This is a genomic window from Acetivibrio clariflavus DSM 19732 (assembly GCF_000237085.1).
Lineage (GTDB): Bacteria > Bacillota > Clostridia > Acetivibrionales > Acetivibrionaceae > Acetivibrio > Acetivibrio clariflavus.
In genome coordinates this window covers 1702962-1718467 of sequence record NC_016627.1, presented here as the reverse complement: position 1 = coordinate 1718467, position 15506 = coordinate 1702962, and the positions used below count along the sequence as shown (strand labels likewise).

The 15506-nt window shown below is 36.6% G+C and carries 13 protein-coding genes; 1 reads left to right on the top strand and 12 read right to left on the bottom strand.

Annotated elements, in window-relative coordinates; translation table 11 throughout:
* Positions 1-9: 9 nt before the first annotated feature.
* A complete protein-coding gene (speE, locus tag CLOCL_RS07315; protein WP_014254751.1) occupies positions 10-837 on the bottom strand; it encodes a polyamine aminopropyltransferase in 828 nt (275 codons plus the stop codon).
* 201 nt (positions 838-1038) lie between these two features.
* Here speE and CLOCL_RS21495 point away from each other — a divergent pair, with 201 nt between their 5' ends.
* Entirely contained in the window at positions 1039-1215 is a 177-nt protein-coding gene (locus CLOCL_RS21495; protein WP_014254750.1) for a DUF1540 domain-containing protein, read from the top strand.
* A 114-nt stretch (positions 1216-1329) separates the two neighbouring features.
* On the opposite strand, the gene CLOCL_RS07310 is transcribed toward CLOCL_RS21495, so the two are convergent.
* The 11 genes from CLOCL_RS07310 to CLOCL_RS21490 all read right to left on the bottom strand — a co-directional run bounded on the left by CLOCL_RS07310 (position 1330) and on the right by CLOCL_RS21490 (position 15395).
* Positions 1330-2043: a pseudouridine synthase gene (locus CLOCL_RS07310; protein WP_014254749.1), complete on the bottom strand. Its 714-nt coding sequence runs from the start codon at positions 2041-2043 to the stop codon at positions 1330-1332.
* Positions 2044-2231: 188 nt separating this feature from the next.
* Positions 2232-2717: a GerW family sporulation protein gene (gene ytfJ / locus CLOCL_RS07305; protein ID WP_014254748.1), complete on the bottom strand. Its 486-nt coding sequence runs from the start codon at positions 2715-2717 to the stop codon at positions 2232-2234.
* 119 nt (positions 2718-2836) lie between these two features.
* A complete protein-coding gene (locus tag CLOCL_RS07300; RefSeq protein ID WP_117405977.1) occupies positions 2837-3505 on the bottom strand; it encodes a DUF2953 domain-containing protein in 669 nt (222 codons plus the stop codon).
* A gap of 80 nt (positions 3506-3585) precedes the next feature.
* Positions 3586-4176 (bottom strand): SMC-Scp complex subunit ScpB, encoded by a 591-nt coding sequence (gene scpB / locus CLOCL_RS07295; protein ID WP_014254746.1) that lies wholly within the window; start codon positions 4174-4176, stop codon positions 3586-3588.
* A 55-nt stretch (positions 4177-4231) separates the two neighbouring features.
* Positions 4232-5026: a segregation and condensation protein A gene (locus CLOCL_RS07290; RefSeq protein ID WP_014254745.1), complete on the bottom strand. Its 795-nt coding sequence runs from the start codon at positions 5024-5026 to the stop codon at positions 4232-4234.
* 53 nt (positions 5027-5079) lie between these two features.
* Entirely contained in the window at positions 5080-6108 is a 1029-nt protein-coding gene (gene trpS / locus CLOCL_RS07285; RefSeq protein WP_014254744.1) for a tryptophan--tRNA ligase, read from the bottom strand.
* Between the two features lie 131 nt (positions 6109-6239).
* On the bottom strand, positions 6240-6896 hold the full coding sequence (locus CLOCL_RS07280; protein WP_014254743.1) for a site-2 protease family protein: 657 nt from the start codon (positions 6894-6896) through the stop codon (positions 6240-6242).
* A gap of 3 nt (positions 6897-6899) precedes the next feature.
* Positions 6900-9530: a CBS domain-containing protein gene (locus CLOCL_RS07275; RefSeq protein ID WP_014254742.1), complete on the bottom strand. Its 2631-nt coding sequence runs from the start codon at positions 9528-9530 to the stop codon at positions 6900-6902.
* A 21-nt stretch (positions 9531-9551) separates the two neighbouring features.
* Positions 9552-11381, bottom strand: coding sequence for a M28 family metallopeptidase (locus CLOCL_RS07270; RefSeq protein WP_014254741.1), 1830 nt, complete (start codon positions 11379-11381; stop codon positions 9552-9554).
* A gap of 199 nt (positions 11382-11580) precedes the next feature.
* Complete coding sequence (gene lysA, locus CLOCL_RS07265; protein WP_014254740.1) at positions 11581-12894, bottom strand: diaminopimelate decarboxylase; 1314 nt, start codon at positions 12892-12894, stop codon at positions 11581-11583.
* A gap of 443 nt (positions 12895-13337) precedes the next feature.
* Positions 13338-15395, bottom strand: a complete 2058-nt coding sequence (locus CLOCL_RS21490) for a glycoside hydrolase family 11 protein (RefSeq protein ID WP_420805127.1) — start codon at positions 15393-15395, stop codon at positions 13338-13340.
* Positions 15396-15506 lie beyond the last annotated feature (111 nt).

Sequence of the window (15506 nt, the reverse complement as noted above, 5' to 3'; positions counted from 1 at the left end):
GCAAAACCTCTATTTCACTAAATCCGCTACAAACTTTGGCAGAGCAAATACTGCTTTATGTATCTGCGGACAGTAATACTTTGTATCTAAATCCGGTATTTTGGATATATCGGTTTCAAGGGGATCATATTTTTTAGAGCCCATGGTAAAACTCCAATATCCGCTTGGGTAAGTAGGTATAGCACAGGTATAGAGCCTTGTAATCGGGAATATGGAACTTACATCTCTGTATACGCTTTTAATCAAATCCTTATGGAAAAAGGGCGATTCAGTCTGTGCAACGAATATTCCGTCTTCCTTTAATGCTTCATATATGGATCTGTAAAAATCAACGGCAAACAGACCTACAGCCGGCCCTACAGGGTCTGTAGAGTCAACCAGTATAACATCGAATTCACCTTTGTTTTCCTTAACATATTTTATACCGTCGGCGACAAGTACTTCTACCTTTTTATCATTCAAAGCACAGCTTATCTCCGGAAGGTATTCTTTTGACACTTCAATAACACGTCTGTCTATTTCGCAAAGCACTGCCTTCTCAACGGAAGGGTGCTTGATTATTTCTCTTATTGCTCCTCCGTCCCCTCCACCAATCACAAGTACCTTTTTAGGATTTTGGTGCGTAAAGAGAGGAACGTGGCTAATCATTTCATGATATACAAATTCGTCTTCTATAGTAGTCTGTACTGTTCCGTCTAAAACAAGCATTCTTCCGAACTGTTCCGTTTCTATCAGCGCAAGATCCTGAAACTCCGTCTTTTCAGTGTGATAAGTCTTTTTTGTCTTACATGTGATTCCAACATTGGGTGTTTGAAATTCAGTGTACCATAATTCCATCCCATTCACTCCTCGAATAATTTTAGTTATAGTAATTATTAACTCATTTTATTGAAATTCTTCAAAATTCTTTTTTAAAATGACAGTAACTATTATTTTAAATTGGAAACATTAATTTGTCAAAGAAAATATTTCAACAAATATTTAACTTTTTTATTGGCATAATAATATTGCACAAGTAAATCGAGGAGGGGTTGCTGTATGGCTAAATGTCAAAAGATTTTGTGTTCAGTGGGAAGTTGTATTTACAATGAATTCAGCGAAAACTTATGTACCCTGGACGCAATTCAGGTAAGTGCCGCAGCTAAGTCAGACAGTGGTGCCCCGTACGATGAAACTCTTTGTGCAAGTTATAAAACCCGTGATATAAAAGAATAAATGATAGCAACGAAAAGACAGCAAAAAAAGTAGAAAAGGACAAAGAATTATCACTGCCTGAGGTCAGGGGAGATTTCCCCTGACCTTTCACTTATCCTCTGCCAATAAACAAAATCATAGTGAAAGAAGGGATTTTACCTCGTCCTGTGTCAGTTCCCGCCAATCTCCCTCAGCCAAATTGCCTATGGACAGTTTACCGATTGAAATTCTCTTTAATGACAATACCGGATGACCTATTGCCTCGCACATTTTCCTTACCTGACGGTTGCGTCCCTCATGAATGGTTATCTCTGCCACACAGTTTTGCTTATTTTTTGCAACTATCTTAAATTTAGCAGGTGCCGTAATGTAATCTTCTATCCTCAAACCTTTTTCAAACCTGCTTATTTCCTCACCGGTGGGAATGCCGGCAATTGTTGCAAGATACGTTTTTTCAACTTTATGCTTTGGATGAGTCATCCTGTAAGCAAAGTCCCCGTCATTGGTAAGAATCAAAAGTCCCGTTGTCTCATAATCAAGCCTTCCTACCGGAAATACTCTTTCCTTTACCCCTTTTAAAAGATCAATTACAGTAGGTCTCCCAAACTGATCTTTTACTGTAGTCACATACCCGGGCGGTTTATTCAGCAAAATGTACACTTTTTTATTTTCAGGCTTTATTATTTTGCCGTCTACTTCAACCAAATCGGCATCACTGACCTTTATTCCCATTTCAGTTACAACCGTTCCGTTTACTTTAACCCTTGCCTGTTTTATAAGTTCTTCCGCTTTTCTTCTTGAAGCCACACCGCAATCGGCAATGTACTTTTGTAACCTTACCAATTCCATATATTATTTCTCAACCTCTTAATCTTTTTTCTGCCAATACAAGAGTATTATACTTTATGCTGCAAACAATTTCTACGAGTTAAAGGAAAAATTCGTAAAGATTATTTTTTCCGAGTAGTTTACCTTTACTCTCAAGTTAAAAGTCTATCAAAACAAAAAGGCAGGATTTCTTCCCACCTTTTAAGTATTTACTCTTCTTCGTCCTCTTCTTCTTTTGCATTCTTTTCGCAGGCCTTTAGCTCTTTCTTAATTTTTATCTTTTTTTTGTAGGCGTCATTTGCCTTCTCAATTAATTCAGGGATAAAGTCAAGTATTTTTTCCAGTGAGGAATTTACATTTACAGGTAACAGCTTTATTTGTCCCTGCCCTACTACCATAAAGGCTACAGGATTTATACTTACACCTGCTCCGCTTCCTCCTGCAAAGGGAAATTTTCCGTTACCCTCACTTTCAACCGGCCTTTTCCCACTGTCATCACATTCAATTCCAGCTTTGCTTTTGGAATTGAATTCTCCTCCTCCTGCTGCAAACCCGAAGGTTACCTTTGAAATAGGAATTATTACTGTACCATCCGGCGCCTGTACAGCATCGCCCACTATGGTATTTACATCAACCATATCCTTGATACTTTCCATTGCCGTTGTCATAAGTCCTTGTATTGGATGTTCTGCCAATTCAATCACCACCTGTATTTATATTATCGATATAGGTACTAAACCTTTTAAATATTATGCTTTTTCTGCCAAGGTTCAATTTGATGCTTAAATATATATAAAACCTTTTAACTTCCGTTTCATAAAATATGATTTGTTTGGTTTTGTGCCATATTTATAAAACAAGCCAACTTTCGAAACGGTTTAACATGCATTAAATATATAAGACCGACTATAATAATATGTCCAATTCTTAGATTCAATATGCAAAATAAATCAACTTTTAATTTTTTTCCCATATAATCGGGTTTAATACTGATATTTTTTTTCGAAAGATTCAGGTTGTTATGAATAAAAGAAATAATAATACCTGCAGCCGACCAGCATAAACCCGTTAATATCGCAGTATGGTGGGCATTATCCGTTCCTATTGTAATGTCGAAGTCCAGTTTCTTAATATTGACTTTACATCTTAAATAATTAAATATTCTGCTGAAAAACACTCGGTATTTGTCCATGAAATCACGATATTGCCGAATGCTTTCGAGTATATATCCATAACTCAATTTTTCTTTCTTTTCTGATTTTGCCTTTTTCTTTCTCTTTACTTTTCTAAAAAACAAACCTTTTTTCTTTGTGTCCACTTTCGGAATTTCAATTTTATATTTAATCAAGCCATTGAATATAAATATGGATACTGCAAAATAGTCATTTACATCCCGTCTTTTATATTCAAAAGCTAAATTTACTTTTATAAAACATAGGGCAAATAATACCGCTATAGTTATTATTACAATAGCAATAAGCACATCATTACACCTCTTTTTAGATATTTTTTCCTTAAAGACAAAAAAAATACACCTTTCGGTGTATTCTTTAAATATTTCGGTCAACTATTTACATTTTCTTCATTTTTATCATCGGTGTTATTTTCATCCTGTCTCGGTTCTACTACTTCAGGAATTTCATTCATTTCAAATATGGGCAGGTCGCTGTCGGATTTGTAACCGAAGCTTCTGAAGAACTCTTCCGTCGTCTCATACAGTATAGGCTTACCGGGCGCATCCAATCTTCCTGCTTCCCTGATCAGATTTCTTTCCAAAAGTTTTGCAATGGCACTGTCGGAATTAACTCCCCGGATTTGTTCTATTTTTGCCTTTGTAATGGGTCTGTTAAAAGCTATAATGGCAAGAGTTTCAAAGGCTGCCTGGGACAGACCGCTCTTTTGCTTTGGTTCAAACAGAACTTTCACATATTCATACAGTTCAGGTTTTGAACACAGCTGATAACCATTGTTAATCTCCCGGATGGTGATACCTCTTGCAGGATTTTCGTTATAGTTTACTATCATATTGTTAATTACAAGCTTGACAGTTTTTTTATCAACACCTGCTATCTCACATATTTTTTCTAAAGATAATCTGTCACCCGATGCAAAAAGTAGTCCTTCAATTATTCCTTCAAGTTTTTTTAAGTCCATGTGAGCCTTTCCTCCACAACAACTTATACAGCAGCTTAATTTTCAGAAATGCAACTTATCTTTCAGCTGCAATTTTTTCTTCATCTATATCTATATCTTCAAGTTTTTCTGCAGTTCTATGAACTATAATCTCATCAAACTGAGCTTTCTGGGTAATTGAAACTTTCTTCAATTTTGCCAGTTCCAATATTGCCAGAAACCCTGTAACTATCTCCAGTTTAGACCTGGTAGCAAAAGAAAACAAGTCGGAAAATTTAAAATATGCTTTATGCATAAGAGTTCGTATCACTTCTCTAATTTTGCTTCTTAAGGTCACTTTTTCAATTTGGAGTATCTGAGTCATTTTATCGGCGTTTTTATTTATTTTCCTCTCATTTCGCTCAATAAGCTCAACATATACCCTTTTTAACTCATCAAAGGAAATTTCTATGGGCTCGTCCACATTTTTTATATCAATTTCCTCCGGCTGTCTGTAGTACACCCTTTCCCACTCTTTTTCCCTGGCCTTTAAAATTTCCGCGAACCGTTTATACTTTCTATATTCCACCAGCTTTAAAACCAGTTCTTCCCTTGGGTCAACCTCTTCTTCCTTGTCCTGTTTAGGGCTTGGCAGCAGAAGTTTTGACTTTATATGCAATAGAGTTGCAGCCATTACAAGAAATTCACTGGCTATTTCAAGGTCCATCTCCTGCATTTGGAAAAGGTAGTCCATGTATTGATCTGTTATTTCATTAATGGGAATATCATATATATCCACCTGATTCTTTTCAATCAGGTGGAACAAGAGATCAAAAGGTCCTTCAAAATTCTGCAGTTTTATGGTACATGCTTTTGATAATACACTTTCCAATAATTCCCACCACCGCTTAAAAGGATAGTAGAACACTCATTTATACATATCCATTACATAAAATCTATCTTCATTGCGCTTCTTACTTCTTCCATTGTCTTCTTTGCTTTTTCTTCTGCCTTTTTATTTCCCTCATGAAGTACTTCTTTAATCATTTCCGGCTTTTCAAGAATTTTTTGTCTTCTTTCATGTATAGGTTCGAAGTACTTAACCATTTTATCGGCAAGATTCCTCTTGCACTGAACACAACCAATCTTTCCGCCCCTACATGACTCTTCTATTTCAGGAAGTTCGGCTTCATTAAATACCTTGTGGAAAGAAAATACCGTACAAACTTCAGGATGTCCAGGATCATCCTTTCTTATCCTGGCAGGATCTGTAACCATTGTACTTACTTTTTTTCTTATGGTATCAGGATCATCGGAAAGTGCAATGGTATTGCCGTAGCTCTTGCTCATCTTTCTTCCGTCTGTTCCCGGCAATACTTTAGCTTTTGTCAATATTGCCTGAGGTTCCGGAAAAACTTCTCCAAACAAGAAATTAAATCGCCTTGCAATTTCCCTTGTAAGTTCCAGATGCGGTAACTGGTCCTCTCCTACCGGCACAAATCCGGCCTTATAGATAAGTATGTCCGCTGCCTGAAGATTAGGATATCCTAAAAAGCCATAGGTAGTAATATTTTTATCCTTTAATTGGTTTAATTGATCCTTATAAGTTGGACACCTCAAAAGCCAGGAAAGCGGTGTAATCATAGAGAACAGCAAATGCAGTTCCGCATGTTCTTTTATTTTTGACTGTAAAAATATTGTACATTTTTCAGGGTCAAGACCCGCACTAATCCAATCAATAACCAATTCATTTATATTACTCTTTATTTCTAAAGTATCTTCATATCCTGTAGTCAGGGCATGCCAGTCAGCAACAAAAAAGAAACATTCATAGTCATCCTGTAATTTTACCCAATTTTCAAGAGCACCGAAATAATTTCCCAAATGCAATGCTCCTGTAGGCCTCATACCACTCAATATAGTACCTTTTTTCACAACTAATTCACTCTCCCGCTGTAAATAGCATTTCAACATTTTTTAATCTTTAATTTTAAACACTTTATTTTTCAATTAAATATTCTCATAAAACAGTCACATTTATAGATTATATCTTTTTTTTCGTATAAAGTCTAATTAAATTTTGAAAAGACCTGGATGATTCCAATTTATATAATAAATGTAATTATAGGTGAAACTATATAAATAATTGCCGTCTGAACAATGCCAACAATAGGGCTTAATATTTTACCAAGCAAACCTGTAAGCATAAGAATTATAAAAGCAATTGTTATATAGCTTTCATATTCCAACATTTTATAGTAGTTTTTAGGAGGTATAATCCCCGAAAGAATTTTAGAGCCGTCCAGAGGAGGTACAGGCAGCATATTAAAAACAGCAAGTACTACATTTAAACTGAATCCAATGCCAAATACACCCATCAAATAGACATTTAACTTGTTAAGATTGTTATAATAACTTTCACGGAAATAAACATAGGGAAATGCCAATATCACTGCAAACAGAAGGTTTGACAATGGCCCGGCAAAACTGGACAGCATTACCCCTTTCCTTCTGTCTTTAAAATATATAGGATTTACCGGTGTAGGTTTAGCCCACCCGAAATTTATAATGAATAACATTAAAGTTCCCAGAGGATCAAGATGCTTTAAAGGGTTTAGAGTAATTCTCCCCTGATTTTTAGCAGTCGGATCCCCTAAAAGGTATGCTGCATAAGCATGAGCACATTCATGAATCGAAATAGATATAATAAAAAATACAAACAGAATCACAAGCCTATATACTTCGCTAAAAAAAACAGTCATATCTCAGTTCTCCTGTTCTAAAAGATTTTTTACAAAATTTATTTCATCATCATAGGTAAATATTTTACCGTTGATTTTCTCCTTAAGCACCGCCTGGAGAATTCTTTTTATTTCAGGACCGGGAGCTATACCCAATTCCATTATATCCTTTCCTGTTATTTCAGTCTTTATCTGACTCAAATTATTGATATATACAAGAACTGCATCTCTTACCCTGTCATCAAACATAATACTTATCACATACAAACTTTCCAGTGACAGCCCGGTAAACATACTGTAAACATCATAATTTGAAAGATTGCCTTCTGCTACTAATGCCGGCAGATTCAAATCCTTTACTTCTATAAACCTTAATATTTCATCCTTATATTCCTTTTTTAGCCTCATTCTGTCCGCTGAGGCATGAACCTTGTCCACACTCATATTTGAATGCAGCACCAAAAGATATATAAGGATTTTATCAATATTTTTCTTATTTATCAAGCCGATATAAAAATCCTCCCATTGATTATCGGATTTTTCCATAAGATTTATTAATTGGTCGGACAATTCCATTTCCGGATAAGCCTTCTTCAGCAGTCCCAATTCCTTAAGTCTTTGAAGCATTTTAGCCGCATTCTTTTCCTTAAGCATGTAAAAGAATTCGGTATTAATCCTTTCTATGCTCAACTTATCCAAAACATCGGACTTTACAGCCTTTATTGCAAATTCTTCAGTTTTCTCATCCATCAAAAAACCATATCGCTGTTCAAATCTCACTGCTCTGATTATTCTTGTGGGGTCTTCAATAAAACTTAAATTGTACAGAATTCTTATTACCCCATCATAGAGATCTCGTCTGCCGCCATAAAAGTCAACAACTTTTCCGAACTCATCGCCGTTTAGTTTCATGGCTATGCAATTAATGGTAAAGTCCCTTCTGAAAAGGTCATCCTTTATAGTTCCGGTTTCTATAATGGGAAGAGACCCCGGGAATTCGTAATATTCCTTACGAGCAGTTACAAAATCAATTTGCAAATCCTCGTCAATATAAACATAAGCAGTTTGAAACTTTTCATGTACAGTAATTTTCGCATTGATTTGAGAGGCAAACTTTTGGGCAAAAGCAACCGCATCCCCCTCAATAACAATATCTATATCAAGATTTTCAACTCCCAGTATCAAATCCCTTACAAATCCCCCGACAACATAGGCACTGTAACCTTCATCATCTGCCATTTTTCCCGCCGATTTAAGAACATTTAATACCTTTTGGGGCAGTTCATTAAGTTTGTAAGAAAGGTTTTCGCTGGTATATTCCTTTCCAATTTCACTCCTGCTGCCTTCCGTTTTATTTTTACGCTTATACTTTCCTCCGTATAAAGCTCTAATTATATCAGTCCTGGTTACTATTCCCACCATCTCGTTGTCTTTTAAAACCGGAAGTCTTCCAATTCCGTGCTCTGCAAACAGTTCCCGGACTTCTTTAACCGATTCCTCCAAGTCAACGGTTATGACCTTTTTGGACATATAGGCTTTAACCGGAGCATTTCCGTACCCATGGGCTTTTGCCTTGTCGACATCTCTTCTGGAAATAATTCCTGTTATTTTATTACCGGTTATAACCGGCATTCCCGAGTGTCCAAACTTTAACATAATATCATAAACTTCATCTATAGTGGTATCCTCTGAAACAGTTTTGACCGGTGAACTCATTATATCTTTGACCTTCAAGGCAGGTCTTATGTTTTCCTTAAGCAATGATTTTATTTGATTGTATAATTTATCAAGGTCAGTTTCATCGGATTTGGCAGATGCGGCACCTTTGTGCCCTCCACCTCCAATTAATTTCATAATTACACTCAAGTCAATATCCTCAGTCATGCTTCTTCCTATTATATATGTCTTTTTACCCATTCTCAGTATTGAAAACAGCGCGTCCAGATCCCTTTCCTCCAATATCTTTCGGGTAAGATACGCAGCATCATCCACATACTTGTCCACCTTCACCAATGCAAAACCCACTTCATATCCCGATATAGATTCAACAAAGATATTTTTATTCATCAGCTGTGACAGTTCCTGTTGTCCGATAGTCAAACGATTTAGTGTCAAGCCCTCAATAACCGAAAGGTTTGCTTCTTTTTCAAGAAGATAAGCAAGGGCATAGGCATCCCTTGCTGTAGTACCGGAGAAAATCAATGAATTGGTATCAACATATATTCCCAGTGCCAGGATTGTAGCTTCTACAGGAGAAATATCAATACCTCTCCTTTTCAGTTCCTCCACCATTATTGTGGTATTAGCACCAACTTCCTCAAGTCTCATAATAGGCGAGATAATTTCATTATCGCATACAAGATGGTGATCATATATAATAACTTCAATTTCCGGCTTTTGGACGTAGTCTTTAAACTTGCCTATCCTGGAGGAAGAGTGGGTATCAACAATTATTATCCTTGTCAAGTCTTCCCCGCAGACTTCGTTCTCTTCAATAAAGTTGAACACGTCTTCATACATGTTTATAAACTCCCGAATATCCCTTCCCACATTCTCAGGAAGCACTAGCCTTGCATCGGGATAGATTTTTTTTGCCGCCAGCATAGATGCTGCACAGTCAAAATCAATATTGTTATGTCCTATAATAATTTCCATTAAATTCACTCCAAGCGTAAACTAAATTGTGTTTAATTCTTTATACATCTTAAAATTCTTTGCCTTTTTGGGCATAAAGGGCGTACTTATTACATACACAAAGGTAAAATTCATTAAGAGGCTATATATAAACATTAAAACCGATACTTCTATTGCCAAAAAGTCATATATGTAAGCTGAAACACAGCTGAATAGCAAAATAGTTTCAATTACAGACCAAATCAGTAAAGCAATTCCCCAACCAATTCTCGCTGCCATATTGCAATAACCCACTCTGCCCATCACAAATACAGGTATACCTACAAGTATTATAGCAATAAAAACGTTAAAATATATAGTAGCAGCTAAAAATATAAGAAAATACAGACTGTTTAGCAATGTCCTTTGAAATTCCGTTATTTGGTGATAACTTTCCCTTTTATCCTTTAGTATAATAAACCTAATTGTTATAATGGCTAAAAGAACCAGAAAACTTACCCCCAACCATAATTTTATCAGGAAAGTTATATTTATGTCAGCAGCAAAATCAAACTTCACTATTTGCCACATAAATCCGAAAAACACGGACAACAGGACAATGGGTATAATCCACACCAGCTCTTTTCTTACAAAAGCCAAAATTTCATTACGTTTTTTCAAAGTTTCAAAAGAAGAAACAAACCATATCATTGCCACGCCAATTAGTACTAGCAATCCGAATCCCAATATAATTCTAAAGTCCAGATATTTATTCCCTTTTACCAAATACCAGCTGCTTTCAAGTTCCCATGAAAAGTCATTGAGTTCAACACTTTTTATATACTTTTCGCTAAGTTTCCCTATAAACTCCAAGGTATCCTTTCTTACCATTGATATTGTATCGCCGGGAGTATGATAAACATTTTCAGGATCTATTTTTTTTATTGAATTTGCTGCAATAAAGCCGACTGAAGGTATGTTTCTGTCAACAAAAGGTCCCGAATCGGTATTAACCCATCCGCTCACTTTCAATGACATCATTTTTTTCATCAAAGGAGGAAAGACTCCGATACTAATCCCTCTTAAACCGCCTTCCTCGTCAATGTAGTAGGGTTTTCCGTTTCTGTCTTTGATTACATTATTTGCTAAAACCGTAGTCCAAAGCGGAGAAGCCCCTTTGGCACTTGCAAATTGATAAAGTCCTACCGTATCGGCATTTTTATAACCCACACAGTCAAGAATCATTGCCAATTTTACATTTTTCAGTGAGTGCTTGCGTGCAAAAGCTTCTGAACCTTTAAGCCCTATTTCTTCCCCATCAAAGGATATAAACATATAAGTATAGTAATGATCTTCTTTTGTCAATACTCTTGCAAGTTCCAGCATTGAAGCAGTACCGGAAGCATTATCCTGAGCTCCTTCCAAAGTACCCAGGGTATCTCTGTGGGCTCCTATGATAATTGTATCCTTACTTTTTCCTTTACTTATACCAATAACATTTATGCCTTTTAACTCGGTAAAAAACTCGTTTAGAGGCAGTTTCTTGTAATCTTTTTTATCATAGTTGTTTTTTCCTATTAACGCTCTTAAAAGTTTTTCCGATGACCTGCAGACAAATTCCTCTTTGTACGCCTCAAGTCCGAGCTGCTTGAACTCATGAAGTATCCAGTTAGCTGAACTTTCGGCATTTTCAGTTCCAATTTCCCTTTGAGGAAAATTGAGCCCCATATATTCAATATCCTTATACGCCCTTTCCCCTGAAAATTTAAGTTCCCCTTCATAGGTCTTGAGCTCAGGAAAATCTTTTAACCACATATCATTAAAGAAAAATGGAACAGATATTATTACAATTGCATACACTGTTAACAAAGCAAGTAATTTTTTAAGCTTCATTTTTTCCCCCTAAATGGTTTTATTTTATAATACATCAATTATTTTAGATGTATGACAAAAAGAGCACTTAAATTTTAAAAAATTTAAGTGCTCTCCCCCCTCTTTTTTTATGGGAAGTATATCTTTTTTATATTTTGCTCTCAAATATTTATTCTGTTTTATTTATTACTACCTCATTTTACTCTGTTTATACAAAAATCTATAGGTCCTCGGGGATAACATCATTTCTTATAATATCGTCATAATCTTCTCTTTTTACTATTACCCTCGCCTTGCCGTCTTTCACAAGCACAACGGGAGGTCTCGGAATACGGTTGTAGTTGCTGGACATTGAGTAGTTGTATGCACCGGTTGCAAGCATTGCCAATATGTCACCCGCTTGTATCTCAGGCATTTTGATATCCTTTGCCAAAAGGTCTCCCGACTCGCAGCATTTCCCTGCAATGGTCACAGTCTGTACCCTTGGTGCATCTGCTCTGTTTGCAATGACAGCTTCATATTTCGACTGATAAAGCGCATATCTGGGGTTATCGGTCATACCACCATCAACAGAAACATAGGTTCTGACATTCTTTATATTTTTTACTGCTCCAACCTTGTATAGAGTAATTCCGGCAGGTGCTACTATTGATCTTCCCGGTTCCATAACAATAAAAGGAAGTTTTAGGCCTTTTTCCTTACATATACTTTTTACAACGTTTGATACCGATTCAATATAATGGTCATATTCTATCGGGTCGTCATCCATAGTATACTTAATACCAAATCCACCACCCAGATTTAACTCTTCAATTTCTATATTTATCTCGTTTTTTACCTTCGCTATAAACTCCAGCATTACTTTTGCTGCAAGTTTAAAGGGCTCAAGATCAAATATCTGGGAACCTATATGGCAATGTACTCCCACAACCTTAACATTGCTCATTTTTGAGGCTTCAGAAATTATTTCATAGGCTTCTCCATTCTCCAAAGCCACACCAAATTTTGAATCAATTTGCCCTGTCTGGACAAAATCATGGGTATGGGCATCAATTCCAGGCTTTATTCTGAAGGAAATATTAACAACTTTCCCCTGTTTTCCAGCTATTTCATTAATTCTTCCCAGCTCTTCCCTATTGTCAACAACAATTCGTCTAATATCCTTTGAAATGGCAAATTCCAGTTCTTCATAGGTCTTATTATTTCCGTGGAAATAAATTTTGTCCATCGGGACACCGGCTTTCAGTGCCGTATATAGCTCTCCTCCCGAAACAACGTCTAAGCCAAGTCCTTCCTGATCAACTATTTTACATATTGCCATTGTAGAAAGAGCTTTGCTGGCATAAAGAACTATACCGTTCCCATCATAGTACTTGTCCATAGCATTTTTATATAATCTGCAGTTTTCCCTGATAAGGTTTTCATCCAAAACATATAAAGGAGTGCCGAAATTATTTACAAGTTCGACACAATCGCATCCGCCAATCTCAAGATGATTTTTACCGTTAATACTTAGTGCTTTTGATACAAACATTATTTCACCTTCCAATTCAAAAATATATAAATCTTATATACCACCCATCAAAAATTTGATTCAGGTTTTTAAAAAAATCTTTGCAACTGTTATTGCAAAAAAATTCGATTTAATAGTTTTTGCCCCATAAAAATCAAACAGCTTTTTAAATTTACCTATTAGAAAATTCTTATTTTTAATGCTTTAGTCTCTTTTATGGTAACATTTATCTATGCAAGAGTCAATATGAAATCTTGCATAACAATATTTATTCTACTGTTAACTTCCGTTTGATCATTGCATTGACTGAAAAACAGTTTTCAATTAATATTACCCTTTCTAAATATCAATACACAACGCCATAAAACAAATATTAAGTTTTAAAATGAATGCTTTTCTAAAAATATGTATCGAAAAAGGCTGTTACACCTATTTTTGTGTAACAGCCCAAACCTAAGACAAGCTTACCATCCAAGTACTTCAATCATTTTTTTCGCATATCTCTTACCGAATTCAACAGTAGAATCATGATTGAAATGGAGTCCCCAGAAATCTGCCGGGTCACCGGATAAACCTTGTGCAGAAATAACATAACAATTCGGAATCATTGACGGCAGTCTGTTTACCAAAGTATTATGCCCTGCACAGCTACCGGTATAGAGCAATTCTCCCACCAGAACAGGAATATCTCCAAGCCCTAAGTCTTTTTTGAGGTCTGAAATCAGTGTACTTACTTTATTAGGCCAATCTTGCTGACCGTTGTTGGACTCACCCTGGTGGAAGAGGATACCTTCAATAACTCCTCCTCTTTGCTGTGCCATTCTTGCACGGCTGACAATCCAATTATATTTTGATCCTCCATTTTTCATGAAGGTTTCGATCTTTTCACCGCTTATAGCACACGGTATCAATCCTATAGTATCATTTTCAGGAAGTCTTTCAATTATTGTTTTAGCAAACCAGTCACCAGGACCTATAGCGCCTTGAAATGCTTCATGCAACGGCGGTACAGCTACACCCCACTGATTATTGTCATAGCCCAGTGCAAGTATGCGCGGATTAGGTATCTTGTCAGAATCTTGAGCCCTGGCCCATCCTGCCATATTCGACTGACCAAGCAGCAAGAAGCAGTGGAATGTACCTTCAGATGGCGTTTTTGTAGGAGTCGGTGTAACAATCACAACCGGTGTAGGTGTTGTTTTAGGTCCTGAAAGCTCTTCCAAATTAATTATACCCAAAAGATGCTGTTTCAGCATTGCATAGTCAATTGAGTTCATGTCGCCGTCTCTGTTTATATCCCCTTCCTCAGGAAGAGAACTTATCATTCCAAGCAAATACATTTTGTATTTGGCATAATCCAAAGAATTTATAGTACCGTTCTGGTCAACGTCACCAAGCAATATGTAGCCCGGATTTATAGGATTTGTATTGGAATTTCCTTTCGCAAAGGAGAAACAATCAATATTTACAGGTCCGTTAAAGCAGAGGTACAGGTCTTTTGTTCCGGATGCTCCGCTTACGGTAGTGGATAATTCTTCATAATTGTTCCAGCCACCGGTTGAGGGCACACTTAAAGAACCTATCAGAGTACCGCTCGGGCTGCCTAATCTTAATTGAATAGTTGTTGCAGTAGTATTACCGTTAGCAACTTTGGCACTAAAAGCACTTGCTCCGTCACCAAAATTGATATTGTTATATACCAGGTAGTTACCGTTTTCTATGTAACCTACACCCATACCAATGGATCTTATGCTTGAACCGTAAGCATTGTCAAAGTCTTCGGCTTCTATAGTTGAAAAAGCACTTTTCCCGGAACCCGATGCAGGAGTTGGCACAACAGTGGTACCGGTAGGATTTGCTGAATTTCCGCCAATATTAATTGACATCATGGTTACATCGGCTTTACCGCTGCTTTGATATCCTTCTACAACAAGGGAAATTTCATAGAATTTTCCCATCTTCATTCCTTTAGCTTCCCAAGCTTTAAAGTGTTCAGTAACAGATACTGTTCCGCTTGTACGTTTCTGCTGGCGAACACTCCAATATTGCTGGAATGTTGCATTACCTTTTATGGAAGGCTGATTGTATCTGGTTGTTTCAAATATGTCGTATACTCCACCGTCAACGGTAATAGTACCTTTTGATTGCACATTTCCTGGCGGCTTCCAGGTTCCCCAGCTCTCGATAACGTAATATTCTACAAGAGGGTCACTTGTCCATCCATAGACAGCCAGATATGAATTACCGTTAGGTTGATAATCACACGAATAAGTCAGTGTCATATAGCCAATTTGCTGGTGGGTCTTTGTCTCATCAAATTTAAGACCCTTGCGGAATAAAATATTGTTAATATTATTCCATTCGCAGCTGAAAGCTCCGCCATCCTTGAGAACCATTGTTCCGTTGCCGCTGTCTTTCCAGTATTCATAGTTATAGCCCCCATGAGTACCGGTCTCATTAGAGGTAACGGTTTTTGCCTGCACATTTAACGGCAACAGTGATAACAAAAGTGTAAGACTCATTAAAATCGAAAATTTTCCCATAAGTTTATGTTTCATTTTTTCCATTCCCCCTTCTTCTCCAAGTTTTGCTTCATTACAGCATCCCCTCTTTCTAATAAATGTGTTGAACAG